At 69.7% G+C, this 15,707-nt stretch carries 13 protein-coding genes and 1 pseudogene; 7 read left to right on the forward strand and 7 right to left on the reverse strand.

Annotated features, from left to right (window positions below):
* Positions 1 to 195: 195 nt before the first annotated feature.
* Positions 196 to 1,704 (reverse strand): SulP family inorganic anion transporter, encoded by a 1,509-nt coding sequence (locus tag AB0J04_RS28975; protein WP_363171507.1) that lies wholly within the window; start codon positions 1,702 to 1,704, stop codon positions 196 to 198.
* A 412-nt stretch (positions 1,705 to 2,116) separates the two neighbouring features.
* On the opposite strand from AB0J04_RS28975, the gene AB0J04_RS28980 reads away from it, so the two are divergent.
* Entirely contained in the window at positions 2,117 to 2,521 is a 405-nt protein-coding gene (locus AB0J04_RS28980; protein ID WP_363171508.1) for a MerR family transcriptional regulator, read from the forward strand.
* Positions 2,522 to 3,001: 480 nt separating this feature from the next.
* Here AB0J04_RS28980 and AB0J04_RS28985 read toward each other — a convergent pair whose 3' ends face one another.
* Positions 3,002 to 4,954 carry an SMI1/KNR4 family protein gene (locus AB0J04_RS28985; protein ID WP_363171509.1) on the reverse strand — a complete coding sequence of 651 codons (1,953 nt, stop codon included), beginning with the start codon at positions 4,952 to 4,954 and terminating at the stop codon, positions 3,002 to 3,004.
* 118 nt (positions 4,955 to 5,072) lie between these two features.
* Between AB0J04_RS28985 and AB0J04_RS28990 the strand changes: the two are divergent.
* A pseudogene (locus AB0J04_RS28990) lies at positions 5,073 to 5,478 on the forward strand (deaminase); the annotation flags it as partial.
* Between the two features lie 303 nt (positions 5,479 to 5,781).
* On the opposite strand, the gene AB0J04_RS28995 reads toward AB0J04_RS28990, so the two are convergent.
* On the reverse strand, positions 5,782 to 6,099 hold the full coding sequence (locus AB0J04_RS28995; RefSeq protein WP_363171510.1) for a hypothetical protein: 318 nt from the start codon (positions 6,097 to 6,099) through the stop codon (positions 5,782 to 5,784).
* A 580-nt stretch (positions 6,100 to 6,679) separates the two neighbouring features.
* Between AB0J04_RS28995 and AB0J04_RS29000 the strand changes: the two genes are divergently transcribed.
* Positions 6,680 to 8,260 carry an AMP-binding protein gene (locus tag AB0J04_RS29000; protein ID WP_363171511.1) on the forward strand — a complete coding sequence of 527 codons (1,581 nt, stop codon included), beginning with the start codon at positions 6,680 to 6,682 and terminating at the stop codon, positions 8,258 to 8,260.
* A gap of 130 nt (positions 8,261 to 8,390) precedes the next feature.
* Positions 8,391 to 9,587 (forward strand): alpha/beta fold hydrolase, encoded by a 1,197-nt coding sequence (locus tag AB0J04_RS29005; RefSeq protein ID WP_363171512.1) that lies wholly within the window; start codon positions 8,391 to 8,393, stop codon positions 9,585 to 9,587.
* A gap of 172 nt (positions 9,588 to 9,759) precedes the next feature.
* Here AB0J04_RS29005 and AB0J04_RS29010 read toward each other — a convergent pair whose 3' ends face one another.
* Together AB0J04_RS29010 and AB0J04_RS29015 are read right to left on the reverse strand one after the other, a co-directional pair.
* Complete coding sequence (locus tag AB0J04_RS29010) at positions 9,760 to 10,224, reverse strand: hypothetical protein (RefSeq protein ID WP_363171513.1); 465 nt, start codon at positions 10,222 to 10,224, stop codon at positions 9,760 to 9,762.
* A 281-nt stretch (positions 10,225 to 10,505) separates the two neighbouring features.
* Entirely contained in the window at positions 10,506 to 11,738 is a 1,233-nt protein-coding gene (locus AB0J04_RS29015; RefSeq protein WP_363171514.1) for an alpha/beta fold hydrolase, read from the reverse strand.
* A 276-nt stretch (positions 11,739 to 12,014) separates the two neighbouring features.
* Here AB0J04_RS29015 and AB0J04_RS29020 point away from each other — a divergent pair, with 276 nt between their 5' ends.
* From AB0J04_RS29020 to AB0J04_RS29030, 3 genes are all read left to right on the forward strand, one after another.
* On the forward strand, positions 12,015 to 12,788 hold the full coding sequence (locus AB0J04_RS29020) for a hypothetical protein (protein WP_363171515.1): 774 nt from the start codon (positions 12,015 to 12,017) through the stop codon (positions 12,786 to 12,788).
* Positions 12,789 to 12,934: 146 nt separating this feature from the next.
* Entirely contained in the window at positions 12,935 to 13,603 is a 669-nt protein-coding gene (locus AB0J04_RS29025) for a superoxide dismutase family protein (protein ID WP_363171516.1), read from the forward strand.
* Positions 13,604 to 13,757: 154 nt separating this feature from the next.
* Positions 13,758 to 14,168: a copper resistance protein CopC gene (locus AB0J04_RS29030; protein WP_363171517.1), complete on the forward strand. Its 411-nt coding sequence runs from the start codon at positions 13,758 to 13,760 to the stop codon at positions 14,166 to 14,168.
* Positions 14,169 to 14,194: 26 nt separating this feature from the next.
* Here the strand turns inward: AB0J04_RS29030 and AB0J04_RS29035 are convergent, their stop codons facing one another.
* On the reverse strand, positions 14,195 to 14,866 hold the full coding sequence (locus AB0J04_RS29035) for a uracil-DNA glycosylase (RefSeq protein ID WP_363171518.1): 672 nt from the start codon (positions 14,864 to 14,866) through the stop codon (positions 14,195 to 14,197).
* Between the two features lie 267 nt (positions 14,867 to 15,133).
* The coding region (locus tag AB0J04_RS29040) for an IS3 family transposase (RefSeq protein ID WP_363171519.1) at positions 15,134 to 15,707 on the reverse strand (574 nt) is incomplete at its 5' end.

Here is a 15,707-nt window from a genome sequence, read left to right on the forward strand (position 1 = left end):
CGCCGCGATACGAACTCTGTGGGCACCTCGATATGGTCCCACCGCCTGGGACACCCAACTCGCAGACCGGCTGAGGCAGGCGCACGCCGACGGCGAACTCGACGGATGCGTTGCCCCGGCGATGTGAGGGCAAGCAGCCGGAGGGCCGCGGGGTGTGGCCCCTCCCCGCGGCCCTCAGCCGAGCGTATGTGTGGGTCAGTGGCTGCGGGCGAGTTCGCCGCTGAGCGTTTCGTGGATCCGGGCGCTGGGCTCGTTCAGCCCGATGATCTCGACGCTCTTGCCGCGCTGGGCGTACTTGGTCTCGATGGCGTCCAGGGCGGCGACGGAGGAGGCGTCCCAGATGTGGGCGGCGGACAGGTCGATGACGACCTTGCCGGGGTCGCCTGAGTAGTCGAACTGGCCGACGAGGTCGTTGGAGGAGGCGAAGAACAGCTCGCCCGTGACCCGGTAGACGACCGTGGCGTGGCGGGAGTCGGTGACTGCGGTGACCTCGGCCAGGTGGGCGACGCGCTTGGCGAAGATGACCATCGCGGTGATCGAGCCGACGACCACGCCGACGGCGAGATTGTGGGTGGCGACCACGCACGCGACGGTGATCGCCATGACGGTGATCTCCCCGGCCGGCATCCGCTTCAGCGTCTTCGGGGCGATGGAGTGCCAGTCGAAGGTCGCGAACGAGACCATGACCATCACCGCGACCAACGCGGCCATGGGGATGTCGGAGACGACCGGCCCGAAGACGATGCACAGCACCATCAGGAACGCGCCCGCGAGGAATGTCGACAGCCGGGTGCGGGCGCCGGAAACCCGTACATTGATCATCGTCTGGCCGATCATGGCGCAGCCGCCCATGCCGCCGAAGAAGCCGGTGACGATGTTGGCGACGCCCTGGCCGATCGACTCGCGGGTCTTGGAGGAGTGGGTGTCGGTGATCTCGTCGACCAGCTTGGCCGTCATCAGCGACTCCATCAGCCCGACCAGCGCCATGGCGAGCGCGTACGGGGCGACGGTCGTCAGAGTGTCCAGGGTGAACGGCACGTCCGGCAGACCGGGTACGGGGAGGGAGGACGGCAGCTCACCCTTGTCGCCTACCGTCGGCACCGCGATCCCGGCAGCGACGGTGATGACGGTCAGAATCACGATCGACACCAGCGGCGCCGGGACCACCCTGGTGACCTTCGGGAAGAACACCATCAGCGCCAGCCCGGCGGCGATCAGTGGATAGACCGGCCAGGGCACGTCCGTCATCTCCGGCACCTGCGCCATGAAGATGAGGATGGCCAGGGAGTTGACGAAGCCGACCATCACGCTGCGCGGCACGAACCGCATCAGCTTCGCCACCCCGAGCGCACCGAGGACGATCTGGAAGACGCCGGCCAGAATCACGGCCGCGATCAGGTAGCCGAAACCGTGCTCGCGGTTGAGCGGGGCGATGACCAGGGCGACGGCGCCGGTCGCCGCGGAGATCATGGCCGGTCGGCCGCCGACGATCGCGATGGTCACGGCCATCGTGAACGAGGCGAACAGCCCGATGGCCGGGTCGACCCCGGCGATGATCGAGAACGAGATCGCCTCGGGGATCAGCGCCAAGGCGACCACGAGACCGGCGAGCACCTCGGTGCGCAGCACCTTCGGGTCGGACAGCCAGGACGGACGTCGGGGGCCACGCAGCCACGCGACCGGGGACAGTGCGGAGGAAGACAAGAGATGAGGAACCTGTCGTGCTCGGGCACACCCGGCATCACGGCGGGCGCGCAGGAAGGCGTGGAGGATGGGGGTGGTCCTCCACGAAGTCCGCGAGCGGCGCGGACCGAAGTCAGGGGGCGGCAGTCAGGCGACCTGCGAGGGTATCGGGCGCCGCTTGGGGGCGAAGGGTCACGGCGGGCAGGCGGCGGCGCCGGGCATCAGGGGCATGCGAACGCACTCTCCTGCGGACAACGGTCTTCGCCGAGGGCGTCGTCGGCCCCGACACGGCAAGCGGTGACGGGACGGCATCCCGCACCATGGGAACGGGCAGGGCAGGCAGCCGACCCCATACCAACTCTACCCTAACGTTAGAGTAGAGATCGGCGGCGGACGTCCGAGGCCGCAGCGAGAGGCGAGGAAGGCACTCAGCATGAGCAGCGAGCACATGCAGATCGGTGAGGTCGCGGCACGGACCGATCTGTCGCTGCGCACCATCCGGCACTACGAGGAGACCGGCCTCGTCATCCCCTCCGCCCGCTCGCAGGGTGGCTTCCGCCTCTACACCGAGGCTGACGTCGCCCGCCTGATGGTCGTCCGCCGCATGAAGCCCCTCGGCTTCACCCTCGACGAGATGCGGGCCCTGCTCGACGCCACCGACCGCCTCGACTCCGGCGAGGACCTGCCACCCGAGCAGCGCCAGGAACTGCTGGAGCGGATCAGCGGCTTCGAGCAGGCCGCCCACCAGCGCGTGGTCGACCTTCGCACCCAACTGGCAAGGGCGGAGGAGTTCGCGGCCACGCTGGCGGACCGCCTCGCGCGGAGTCCCGCGTCCTGAAGACGTGTTCCCATGACAGCCCCCACTCCAAGGCGGCCCCACGGATTCAGACATCGATGTGCACGTGCCCGCCCGGCGGCAGCCGTCCTGGAGGGCGCAGACACCTATTGCGGCGGTGATGGCATCGGAACTGCACCTGCTATGGCTCCTCGCAGTCCCAGCCGGTTACGGCGGGCGACTTCCCGCGGACCGTGCTGAGGGTCAAGGCGGCCGGCTGCGCGGTCATCAGCGTCTTCATGGCACCGGGTGCAGGCCGCGTACTCATCCACGGACTCGGGAGCTCCTCGCCAGGGAAAACCCGTTGCTCGTGTACTTCGCGGTCATGTGGTTCGGCTCTTTCGCCGGCGCTACCTGGACCGCCACAGACAGCAGACGCCGACACAATCGGCGTCTGCCGCCAGTGCGGGGCAGTTGTCTGCGGCCAGCAGGTCCAGAGGGGGCAGGAGTGTCATTTCAGAGGTTGCGCAGCCTGGCCGGTCTCTACCTGCTTTCCGGCCCGTTGTCTTCGGCCTGCTCGCTGTCCATCGGGTGCGCGGCTGCCCCGTGCATGCGGATCACCGTGTACGTCTCGCCGTCCCTCGGCGGCCGCGTCCATGAACGGGTGGTGAAGGTGTGCAGCCGCCCGTTCACGATGGCATGACGCGGCAGAGACGCACCGAACTCCCCGGCCACCGCTTCCAGCAGCGACCGTTCCACTTCGGCCCCGTTCTCCAGATCACCGAAGAACCGGCTCGGATCCAGCGCCCGCGGTATCTCCCCGCTCGGCCGGACCTTTCCGTCCACGTACGTGAATGCGTACTGCTCGGCACCGTCTCGTGCCACCGACAGGTGGAAGAACGGCTCCCCGTGCCATGTCCTCAGGCCGCTCCACACCACCACCGCGCGGGTGCCCGTGCTGGCGGCCGCGGCCGGGGAGACGAACCGCCGCTGGTCGAACTGGGCAGGGGCGCCGTCGAAGGCGAAGCTCCAGTCGGGGCCGGCCCGGCCGACTGCCATGAGGGCCCTGTCGTCGTAGGACGAGAACTCCCTCTGGTTGTGCAGCGGTCCGTGGCGCGCCTCCCAGAAGGTCATGGGTTCGTTCAGCACGGTGCCGTCCCCGTCCGCGAGACGTCCGGGCAACTCATCCGGTTCCACCCCCTCCACCAGGACGAACCGGTAGGACGTGCGGTTGTTGCCGGGGTCCGGCTCCGCGAGCCACGCCAGGTCGCCCGGGTCGAGACCGGCCGTGGGACTCGGTGTCTCACCCGCCTGCCCGCCCCTCGGCGTGGACAGCAGCTCGCGGCCCCGCTCCGGGGTCAGCAGTGGCCCGAGTACGGAGTCGGCCACCCACCCCAGCGGTGCCAGGTGGTCCGGTCCCAGCGGCTCCCACAGGGGCAGAGCGTTCAGCAATGTCCGCCATGCCCCGTCGGTGTCTGCCCACCGCGCCAGCTCCCGCGCCCGCTCGACCGCTTCCCCGAACGGTCCGGCCGCCGTGTACCGGTACGTGCCGTTCCTCACTTGGTCCAGCGTCGCGTAAGCCAGTGACACCAGGTCGTCGTCGGCGCCCCGCAGATGGAACATCAGCGTGGAGTCGTCCCGGTACGAGTGCGCCGCGTGCTCGGCGACCAGCGGTGGCAGCAGCTCGGGAGCGTACCGCGGGTCCGTCACCAGTCCGTCGAAGTACACCATGTAGGTCTGTCCGAGCAGGCGGCGTATCTGGTCACCCAGCCCGGCGGCCCGCGGCCGGCCGTACTCCTTGGCCTCGTCCAGCGACTCCCCGGCCCGTTCCCAGCCGCCGCGCAGCGCCTCCAGCCGGGCCTCCTCCACCAGGGCGTCCAGCTTTCGCGTCGTGTCGTTGGCGAACACCGGCTCCCCGTCGCTCCGGTGCGCCCGCAGGCTGTGGAACTCCCGGTACATGTCCCGCATGAACTCGAGGAAGTTCGCGTGCCGCTCGGGTGGCGCGGCCCGCCAGCTCGCCCATGTGTAGACGGCCCACTCGCCGTCCTCGTCCACGTCCTCGGGGTCCATGAGGACGTGGGTGATGTCGGACTCGACGTCGATCTGCAGCCCGCGCCGCCAGATGTCCGCCTCCCGCCGCCCCTCGGGCCCGGCGTCCTCGTCCAGGTACTCCTCGAACATGACCGCGAGTCCCGACGCGTCGTTGTGCCAGCGCGCGGCTTCGGTCCCCGCCAGCAGCCACACGAACCCGCCCGCGTGCCGCCATCCGTCGCTGACCTTGAGGAACTCCCGGTACGACGGGGGCATCCGTCGGCCGAGGCGCTCCTCCATGGCCGCGATCCGCTCCTCGGACGCGGGCGGGAACCCCAGCCACCGCGCTTGCCGTGCGGCCTCGTCGTCCTCGCCCCGCGTCTCGCCGTCCGGCAGGGAATCCACCCACTCCCCGCTCCACCTGAGCAGGAAGGACCGCCAGTCGAATGCCGTGGTGTCCGTCATACGCCCGATGCTGCCACCCACCACTGACAGCGCTCTGCTACTTGCTGCGGCCAACGGGAGCCTCTCGTACGCAACCGGCACGGCAGATGTGCCGGTGTGCTTGTGCCCTGCTTGGTCGATGGAGAACGGCTTGGGCGCCGCCAGTGGCAACTGGACCGCCTTGGGGGCAAGCAAGGTCCCCCGAGTTCCTCGGCCACCGCCTCGCCGGGTACCGCGAGGAGCAGCGGATGGTTTTCGGGGTCAACACGTATCGGGCGCTCGCGCGGATGCTGGGCTCAAGTACCGAGGGGGCCGAGGCGTGTGACCCATGGTTCACACGGATAAGGAGCCTTCCGGCAGCGGTGGTGTCGACACCGGAAGGAACCCTCGGCTGGCCCGATGCGAACGTCGTGAGCGGTGACGCCGTCGACGTCTTCGCCCGGCTCGAGGAGGAGCCCGAGGTGCCGTTGCGCTCGCACGGCAGCCTGTTGAGGAACCGGGCGCTGATGGCCGCCGGTCTGGTCGACCTCGTCCAGGTGACGCTCTTGGCAGTGACCGCGAAGTCCAGGACGCCTACCCCGCCATCACGAGAAGCTGCGGGAAGCCCTGCGTGAGGCTCTCGCCGGTGTCCGGGGCGTGCGCCAACTCGCCCACCCTGCCGACCTGGACGCCGCGGCCGACCTGCTGGCGCATCTCGCCTACGCTGCCAACCTGCGCTCCCGCGACGGAGCCGACGCCCGTGACCTGACGAAGACAGTGGGCACGGCCCTGCACTCGCCCGGCGCTGTGCAGCCGGCCTTCGATGCGCCGGTTGATCGACTGACCCCGACGTGGGTGAGCCGACGGTGTCAGCGGGCAGGCGTGGCCTGCCGGGAGAACCGCTCACCGAGTTGTGCGCCACACATGAGCCCGGCGGCGAACATCATCAGCCCGAACTGCGCGGGGAAGGTGAGGAACGCGCTGTCTTCGGGGTCCGCTCCCAGTAGCCGGCTCAGCGGTACCACCACTGCGCTCGTCCAGAGCACCAGCAGCGCAACTCCCCGGACTCGGATGACCCACCGAGCGGTACGCCTGCGGATGCGGTGGGGAGCCCAGCCTCGCAGTGTGGCGATGGCGAGCGGTAGGGCGAACGCGGAAAAGCCGACTATCAAGAGCAGGTCGAACACGGTTGGCGCTCCTCCTTCGTCCGGTCGGCCGCAGTGCGACGCCCGTCGCCTCGACGACGGTCCCACGCGCTGCCCGAGGGCGTCACTGCCTGGTTCCGGCAGAGTTCGGGTGTCTGCGCGACGGGATCTGGGCGTCTGCCGGGCGTATCCCCGTCCGGGGCCGTCGGCCGAGGAGTTCGGCGAGCCCCTGCCAGGTGGCGGCAGCTCGCCGAACGCCTGGACGAAGCTGCCGAAGGACCGGCGACGGCCGGTTGACGCAGCTCCAGGACAGTGCCTGTAGCAGGTCTCCTCTCTGGGCTCGCGGCCACGCACGGGGAGCCAGGCGCCCGCCGATGATCACGAAGAGTCATCGGCTGAACGCGAGCATGCCGCCAACCAGCAGATCCCGCCGCCGACGACGGTCCGTCCTCGCCTCAGCCGAGCCGCCAACCGATTCCGGCGCTGGATTCTCCTCAGGAAAGCCTCAGAGTTCCACCAAGCGGTGGCGCGTTGGCGGGCCCGACGATCGAGAGCCGAAGGCCGTTCGGCCGGAGACCATCGACGCCTCGGACAACGAGGCACAGCGAGATGCGGAGTTGCAGTGATCTACGAGAGCAAGTACCCGGACGTCGCCGTCATCGATCGCCCCCTCCACGAATGGGTGCTCGGTGACGCCTCGCGGCGCGGAACACGGCCGGCCATGGTGGACGTGTCCAGCGGACGGACGCTCACCTACGGCGAACTGGCCGCGCTGGTCCGCGGGCTGGCGGTGGGCCTCGCTGCCGAGGGCATCGGCAAGGGCGACGTGGTCGCGCTGCACTCGCCGAACACGGTCCTGTTCCCCGTGGTCCTCTACGCGGCCACCACCGCGGGAGGGACGGTCACCACGCTGTCGCCGCTGGCCGTGCCGGCCGAGATCGCCAAGCAGTTGATCGACGCCGGGGCGCGACTGATGGTGAGCGTGTCCGCGCTGATCGAGACCGCGCGGGCCGCGGTCGAGCTGGTCCGGCGGCAGACCGGCCGGGACATCGAGATCCTGGTCTGCGACTCGGTGGACGGCCACCGATCCGTGCTGGGGCTGCTGAGCGACGCCGACGTGCCGGCCTTCGAGCTCGATCCGGCCGTCGACGTCGCCGTTCTGCCCTACTCGAGCGGTACGACGGGCGTACCCAAGGGCGTGATGCTGACCCACCGCAACCTGTGCACCAATCTCGAACAGTTGCATGGTCTGCACAGGATCGAGCAGGACGACCGCATCATCGCGATCCTTCCCTTCTTCCACATCTTCGGGCTGACCGCGCTGGTCAACAGTGCCCTCCACCGGGGCGCGACCGTGTACGTGCACGCGCGGTTCGACCTCGACGCGTTCCTGACCGGCCTGGAGCGTGACCGGATCACCCACGCATACGTCGCGCCGCCGGTGATGCTGGCGCTGGCCAAGCACCCGGCGGTCGACACACTCGACCTGTCGCACCTGCGCCGCGTCATCTGTGCCGCGGCCCCCCTGGACGCCGGGGTGCAGGCGGCGGTGGCCGACCGGCTGGGTGTGGAGGTCGGGCAGGCGTACGGGATGACCGAGCTGTCCCCCGCCTCGCACCTTCACGCGGACGGCAACCGCGAGGAACCCGTCGGCTGCGTGGGGCACCTGCTCCCGTCCACGCGGGCACGGCTGGTCGATCCGGTCACCGGGCGGGATGTGGCGGCAGGCGACCCGGGCGAGGTGTGGATCCGGGGTCCGCAGGTGATGAAGGGCTACTTCGGCCGTCCGGAGGACACCGACGCGACGGTCGACGCCGACGGCTGGCTGCACACCGGTGACATCGGCCGGGTCGACGAGGAGGGGAACTGGTTCATCGTCGACCGGGTCAAGGAACTGATCAAGTACAAGGGGTACCAGGTGGCGCCGGCGGAGCTCGAAGCGATCCTGGTGAGCCATCCCGGCATCGCCGACGCGGCGGTGATCGGCGTCACGGACGAGGAGGGCGGCGAGGTGCCCAAGGCGTTCGTGGTGCGGGCGCCCGGGGCGTCGGTCAGCGCCGACGAGGTGACGGACCATGTCTCGGGCCAGGTCGCCCCGTACAAGAGGATTCGCCGCGTCGAGTTCATCGAGGAGGTGCCGAAGGCGGCCTCCGGGAAGATCCTGCGGCGCCTGTTGCGGGAGCGCGAGCCGCAGGGCTCCTGACCGGCGACCGTCCCGACCCGCGCCAACCGAAGCAAGTCCTATGGAAATGCTGGGCGTTGACAAGAAAGCGGTCGTCGAGAGCCGCGCGTTCGGCTCCCGTTGGGAGGAGCAGCCGTTATACAGTCACGTTGTGGACGGCGCGGTTTACCATTTCGGGCAGTACGAGTTGGACGCGGACCGCCGTCGGCTCAGCCACGACGGACAGCGGATCGATCTCGAGTCCCAGGTCGTGGAGTTGCTCTGCCATCTCGTCGAGCATCGCGACCGGGTGGTGGACAGGGACGAACTTCTGGACGTCGTAGGGCAGCAAGGCACGGTCGGCGAGGCGGCTCTTGCCGCCGTGGTGCACACCGCCCGTCGTGCGATCGGCGACGCCGGCACGGGACAGGGGTCGATCCGCGCGGTGGGCCGAGGCGGCTATCAGTTCGTCGCGCCCGCGACGGTGGCCACCACAGCGCCCGCCATTCCCCCAGGCCCCGCCCCCGCGGACCAGGAGATCATCCGGTTCTGCCGCTCCGCCGACGGTACCCGCATCGCCTACGCCACCACCGGCGAAGGCCCACCCCTGGTGAAGACTGCGAACTGGCTGACCCACCTCGACATCGACCGGACCACCCCGATGTGGGCGCACTGGTTCGACGGACTCACCCGCGGCCGCCGGCTGATCCGTTACGACGAGCGGGGCTGCGGCCTCTCCGAATGGGACGTTCCCGGATTCACCCTGGACGACCTCATCGGAGACCTCGACTCCGTGGTGGACGCTGTCGGCCTCGACCGATTCCCTCTGCTCGGTGTGTCACAGGGCGGGGCGGTTGCGGTCGCCTACGCCGCACGCCGGCCCGAGCGGGTCAGCCGGCTGGTCCTCACGTCGGCCTACGCCAGAGGACAGCTGATCCGGGCCGGCACCGACGCCGAGCGCGACGCCGCCGAGGTCGATCTGAACATCGCCCGAGCGGGATGGCGTTCCCAGGACAGCAGCTTTCTGCGCTACGTCGCCTCTCAGTTCCTCGCCGACGCCACTCCGGCGGAATGGGACGCGTTCGCCGCCTACCGGCGGCAGACGACCTCGTCCGAGAACGGTCTCCGCTTCCTGGAGGAGTTCTCCCGCATCGACGTCTCCGGGATCGCCCACCAGGTGTCCTGCCCCACGTTGATCGTCCACGCCCGCGACGACGCGCGAGTCCCGGTGGCGCAGGCCCTGGAACTGGCCAGTCTCATCCCGGACAGCCGGCTGGTCCTCCTCGAAAGCCGCAACCACCTGTTCACCGCGGACGATCCTGCCTGGCCCACCTTCATCTCCCACCTCGACAGCTTCCTCGCCGAGTAGCACAGCCGCACCACTGAGGCGCCGTGTCCGCGGTGCGTTGCCGGGACCGTAGGCCGGCAGACGGCGCGAAGGGCCGTCCGGCTTGTGGCCGGGCGGCCCTTCGGCAAGGTGCTCGGTGACACCCGAGGCGTCTTGCGGCAGGGCTCCGTCAGGGCGACGGAGCCCGTCTCGGTCAGCCGATGACGATGTCGCAGTCGGCCCGGCCGTGATCGGCGATGTCGGCGAAGTCCGCCTGGACGTTCGGGTCGTACGCCGCCGAGCTGATGGTGCGGGTCTTCTTGCCGGGCACGGCCTTCTTCCCGGTCGAGTGCGAGACCTCGGCCGCGTCCCACGTCAGGTCGCAGGTCCAGTGGAACGTGCGGACGAGGAGGTTCGAGTTGTGCCCGGTCCCCGTGATCGACCAGTTGCCGTCCGCGTTCACCACGAACGTGACGTTCCCGCTGACGTCACGGCTGCTGTCGCTCGTGGCGAACGTGACCGTCTGGCCGTCGGCCGAGACCTGCTTGGTGGTGTCGTTGGCCTGTGCGGGAACCGTTCCCAGCAGCAGGGAGCCCAGGCCGGCCCCCGAGGCGATCAGCAGCGCCAGCCCCCGGCGAGTCCGGATCCGGCCGGACATCCTGGTGTTGTCGAGTCGCATGATCTGTCCTACTTTCTCGTGTCTGGTCTCTGCGATGACGCCGGGCCGAGGAGATGTCGTGTCCCCGTTCCTCATCCGGCGCCTTTCAAGCATCGGGCCAGGCACCAGGCCGAGACTTGGCGAAGGTCTGAGGCATTCCTGAGGGGAATCTGAGGGGGACCGGCGGCACCAGGACAGGCGGGGTGAGCCGGATGACACGGGCACGGAACCCGTCGGCCACCGGAGTCACCGATGCCCCTGAAGTGGTCATCCGCATGTCGCCGCTTGCGGGCGGCCTGCGGTCACTCGGCCAGGAAGGCGTCGATATGGGTCAGGAACTCGTCCCAGGCCGGTTCGAAGGCGGTGAGCAGGTGGTTGCGGCTCTTGAGCACGACCAGTCGGCTGTCGGGGATGAGAGCGGCCAGTTCACCGGCCTGCGAGACCGGCACCCGTTCGTCGTCGCGCGAGTGAAGGATCAGCGTCGGGCAGGCCACCCGGTGGGCGATGTCGGACACGTCGATCCGGGCGAACTCCTCCAGGAAGCGGACCCCGTTGGCCGGAGTGGTCGTCTGCCGCTGGAAAACCGTGAACTCGTCCCAGTCCTGCGGTGTGCCCTCGGGCAGGAACTGGGAGGCGAAGACCCGGAGGAATCTGGGGTCCTGGTGGATCCATCCCACCCGGGCCAGGTCCAGATCGAGGGTGGCCTCCTCGCGCTCGGCCTCGTTCCGGGCCCGCAGCTGCCGTCCTCGTGCGTAGGCACCGGCCAGGACCAGGTGGCTGACCCGCTCGGGGTGGCGGGCGGCGTAGGCGATCGCCACCGCGCCGCCCTGCGACACGCCGAGGAGAGGGAAACGGTCGAGCCCCGCGGCCTCGACCACGGTCTCGAGGTCGTCGACCCAGTGGTCGAACGTGAAGCCGGGTACCTCCCAGTCCGAGAGTCCGCAGCCCCGCTCGTCGTAACGGACGAGCCGACGGTTGCGGGCGAGGCCGCCCAGCCAGTGGGACCACACCGGGGTCGTCCACTCGAGGTCGAGGTGGCTCATCCAGTTGGCGGCCTTGAGCAGGGGCGGGCCCGAGCCGATGGAGGCATAAGCGATGCGGGTGCCGTCGCCGGCCCGGCAGAACCGGATCGTCTGACTGCCGGCGCCCATAGGTTGGCGGGCGGTTGTCGCCTCGGTGCCTGCCCTCCGGTCGGAGCGGCTGGACGAGCCGCGACCGACGACCGTCACGGGTGCCACGAACTGGTACCCCCGCCGGTGAACGGTGCGGATCAGTTGCTGTCGGCCGCCCGTGTCGCCCACGGCCAGTCGCGCGGTCCGCAGCGCCGTGGTGATGGCGGCCTCACTGACGAAACGGTCTCCCCACACCTCGTCCAGGAGCTCGTTCTTCGGCACCACCCGGTCTCGGCGCTCGACCAAGTGGCACAGCAGGTCCAGAGCCCGTGGCTCGACATGGACCGGCTCACCGGACCGCCGGAGCTGCTGCCGGGCGGTGTCCAGTTCGTACTCCCCGAAGCAATACTTGTCCCCCTGCACCTTTGCAGCGTACAACTCCCGTCTGTGGGCGTACACATGGACGATTCGCCGTGTGTCGGCAACGATTGACTGGCATCACAAGTGACCCTTGGCGCTCGGGGATTCCAGCTCGCTGATGGCACATGTTCCGGCCGGCGGCCGGTCCCGTCCCGGCTTCGGGCTGACGGACGTCGCCTCTCGGCGCAGGCCGCGCACTCATCGCCCCGTCAGTGAACGCGGGCGGCACCTCGTCCGTATGGAGTGGGAAGTTCATCGGTTCGAGGAGTTGTTGTTCGGATGTCCCGCAGGTGCTGCGGCGCCGTCGCCCCGCGTCTGGCGCGGGCCGGGGTCTTCGCGGCCGTGTGCGTGGTGACCACGACCCTGGGGCATACCGTGATGTCCGGAGACGTGTTGCCCTGGTGGGCCGTGGCCCTGGCGATCGTCGCGACGACTACGCAGGGCTGGTGGCTGACCTCCAGGGACTGCGGCGCCGCTGCCGTGGTGGGTGCCACAGCAGCCGCCCAGGGGTTGCTGCACCTTCTGTTCGGCCTCGCCCACGCGATCGTCCGCGGGCCCGAGGCCGGCTCGTCGGCCGGACACATCCCGAGTGACGGCCACGGGTTGATGCTCTCCTCATCCGGCATGGCCATGCACATGCACCACTCGGGTTCGGCCATGGCCATGGGATCGGCCGAGGCGGCAAGCGCGGCTTCCGCCCTGCCGCTCGAGTCCGCCATCGCGCGACAGGGCACCGCCGGGATGCTCCTGGCGCATCTGCTCGCCGCAGCGGTGTGCGGACTGTGGCTGTGGCGGGGTGAACTGGCGGCCCGCCAGCTGGGCCGTGCCCTCGCCGTGCTGCTGTTCGCGCCGCTGCGACGGATCCGCCGCCTGCTCACACACCCCGCCCTGGACCGGGCTGCGACGTCAGCAAGGACGGCCACGGGCTGGTCGGAGACCTCGCGGATCGCTCCTGCGGTGCTGAGACACGCTGTCGTGCGCCGAGGACCGCCGCCGTTCGGTCAGACACTCGTTCGTCTGTCCTTCGGCCCGGTGTCCGTCGTGCGGTCCTGAACTCCGTTCCAGCAGCGGGCGGCAGGGCCGGGGCAGACGCGTGGTCGGCGTGCCCGTACACGTGCGTCGGCCCGTCCACCGCGGCCCCAGCGTGCCTTTCTTCCGGCGCGCCCTGCCGTCCGCTCACCGAACGGAAGTGCTCTGTCATGCGTCAGCACCTGCCCGCGCCCATACCCATGTCCAGCGATCCGTGGACACACCGGCCGCGCGTCGGGCGACCTCGTCGCGCCGCACTCGGCGCCCTCCTCGTCGCCGCGTCCGTCCTGCTGTCCGGCTGCGGCGGGGACTCGGCCGATCGCGCCTCCGTACAGGCCGGTTCCTCCGCTCACGCCTCGTCCTCGGCCAAGGGGATGGAGGACATGGAGGGGATGTCCGGGACGGACATGGGGGACCCGTCCGCCACCCCCGCCGACAAAGTCGCCGGAGCCACCGTCGTCAAGGGTGCCTTCAAGCTGCTCGACACCCGCCCGCCGGGCATGGACGAGGTCGAGGGCACCGCCTGGCTCGCGCAGGGCTCGAAGGGCACCACCGTGACCGTGTCCCTGACCGGCCTCAAGCCCGGGGCCTCCTACATGGCGCACCTGCACGCCCAGCACTGCTCCGCCGGGAACGGCGGCGAGCACTTCCAGTTCGAGAAGGGTGGTGCGACGACGCCCCCGAACGAGGTCCATCTGATGTTCACTGCCGACAAAACCGGTATGGGCATGACGACGGTCAACAACTCCCGCAAGACCGGCGAGGACGCGGTCGCGATCGTCGTACACCCCAGCGAGGCACAGGACAACCGGATCGCATGCGCGGACTTCGACTTCTGAGGGCGGCGGCCGGATCGCTCGGCTGCGCGGGTGTGTTGTGCCTCTGCGCCGGAGCACCCGCCCACGCCCATACCGCACTCAAGGAGGCCACACCGGCCCCGGTGCCAAGGTCGCGGCTGGAACCGACGTCGTCGCGCTGACCTTCAACGACGTGATGTCCGGCATCCCACCGAAGATCAGCGTGGTTGGCCCCGACGGCACCGCTCTCCCGGTCGGGCAGCCGGTCGTGACCGACGGCGCCACTGCCTGCGCCGCTGTCTCCCCCCTGCCCGCCGGGATCGTCACTCTCACCTACGCCGTCACCGCCGGCGACGGTGACGCCCAGTCCAGCGCCTTCCAGTTTGAGGTGGTGGACGGTGCCGGGCCTGCCGAAATCCCCTCCGCCTGTACGAAGTTGAGCCTGCCGGCTCCGGCCACGGGCGGTTCCGGCACGATCCTGGGACTCGGCGGCACGACAGCGGCGGCCGTGCTCTCGGGCACCGCCGCCGCTCTCACGGGCGGTGGACTGCTCGCCCTTCGCAGGCGACGCCGGGCGGGGTTGCGGGAAGGAGGCGCCACCGGGTGACGTGACGCGCCTGTTCGGCCCGGGCTTCAGGCGGTGCCCAGCAGCTTCGCCGCCCGTCCCAGGACATCCAGGATCTCCTGGCGGGCGGCGGGCCTGGAGGCGAAGACGCGGGGGCTGGGGTGCCAGGTGGGGAGTGTGTGCACCTTCGGCGCGTACCGGGCCTGGTAGGCGGCCCAGCCCGCCTGCGCCTTGCGGCCCATCGGCACGACCACCTCCAGGGCGGGGAGCAGGGAGATCACCTCGTGCAGGTAGGGGGCCGCCCGCTGTATCTCGGTCTGTCCGGGCGCGGCGATGCGGTCCGCGCTCCCCAGATACCAGGGCACGATGTTCCAGTGCAGGGACTCCCGATAAGGGAGACCGGCTTCGGAGCGCAGCGTCCAGCAGTTCTGTGCGGTCGGGTCGTCGTTGTCGACGGAGATGATGCCGCTGCCCGTGCGGCGCAGCCCGGCTTCGGCGCCCATGGACTTCTGGCCCGGTGCCTCCAGGAGGAACAGGCTGCGGGCCTCGACGCCACCGGAGGCCGGGTCGAACCACGGCACGGCCTCGCCGTCGCCGAGTCTCTCACGCAGCTTCTCCACCCACTCGTTCAGAGGGAGCGTGGCGGGTTCCGTGCGGACGGCCCCCAGCCGGGCGTTCAGGGCGTCCGGATCGCGCAGAGCGCGAGGGGCCGTGGTACGGAAACGATCGTTCGAGGTCATGGCCCGCAGTGTGCCAGGCACATCTGACAACCACGGTCGCACCCGTCGCGCGGTGCCGGTCTGGCCGATGTCGTGACCAGGCACGGAGTGATGATCACAGGGTGGATGAGGCCGGCCCGCTCGCGGTGACCGTTTCGTCCCGCGTTCGCCGTTCGGCGGCCTACGTCGTTTCGGGTCGGTCCTTGGCCCACCACAGGAACGCGGCGGAGTGCTGCTGGTTGGCGAAGCCTTCGCTGAAGTTCCCCCCGCGAACTGGACAGCGGGTGTTTACGCTGCTGGGACGAGGTTCTGCCTGAGCAGGGATCTCGTTTCGAGCGGGGTGACGTACCCGTAGTCGGGGTGCCGACGGAGCCGGCTGCGGTTGTACTCGACCTCGACGTAGCGGAAAACGTCGGCCCGGGCGGCCTCGCGGGTCTCCCACACGGTTGTCCCGATCTCCGCTTTCAGGATGGCGAACCAGCTTTCCGCGGCGGCATTATCGTAACAAGAGCCGACGCGCCCCATCGACTGCCTCATACGCAACTTGCGTACTTCGCTGCGGAATTCGTCACTCGTGTACTCGCTGCCGCGATCCGTATGCATGACGCAACCCTGCTCCAGGCCGCCACGCCCGGCCGCCATCCGCAAGGCGGCGACCGGCAGCTCGGCGCGGTGGTGGTCGGCCATTGCCCAGCCGACCACCTCCCGCGTCGCGAGATCGATACAGGTCGCCAGATACAACTTCCCTTCTAGCGTGCTGAGTTCAGTGAAGTCTTCTCGGCAACGTGACGGTTGCGGTGTGTGATGATGCCGGACGGCGGGATGGTGACTCGGCGTCAGGCATGAGTGAAGCCCCTGGTAG

The organism is Streptomyces sp. NPDC050263 (genome assembly GCF_040655955.1).
Lineage (GTDB): Bacteria > Actinomycetota > Actinomycetes > Streptomycetales > Streptomycetaceae > Streptomyces.

Coding starts and splice junctions, on each gene's coding strand:
- AB0J04_RS28980 (WP_363171508.1), top strand. CDS start 2,117: ATGAGCAGCGAGCACATGCAGATCGGTGAGGTCGCGGCACGGACCGAT.
- AB0J04_RS28985 (WP_363171509.1), bottom strand. CDS start 4,954: ATGACGGACACCACGGCATTCGACTGGCGGTCCTTCCTGCTCAGGTGG.
- AB0J04_RS29010 (WP_363171513.1), bottom strand. CDS start 10,224: ATGCGACTCGACAACACCAGGATGTCCGGCCGGATCCGGACTCGCCGG.
- AB0J04_RS29020 (WP_363171515.1), top strand. CDS start 12,015: ATGTCCCGCAGGTGCTGCGGCGCCGTCGCCCCGCGTCTGGCGCGGGCC.
- AB0J04_RS29025 (WP_363171516.1), top strand. CDS start 12,935: ATGCGTCAGCACCTGCCCGCGCCCATACCCATGTCCAGCGATCCGTGG.
- AB0J04_RS29030 (WP_363171517.1), top strand. CDS start 13,758: ATGTCCGGCATCCCACCGAAGATCAGCGTGGTTGGCCCCGACGGCACC.
- AB0J04_RS29035 (WP_363171518.1), bottom strand. CDS start 14,866: ATGACCTCGAACGATCGTTTCCGTACCACGGCCCCTCGCGCTCTGCGC.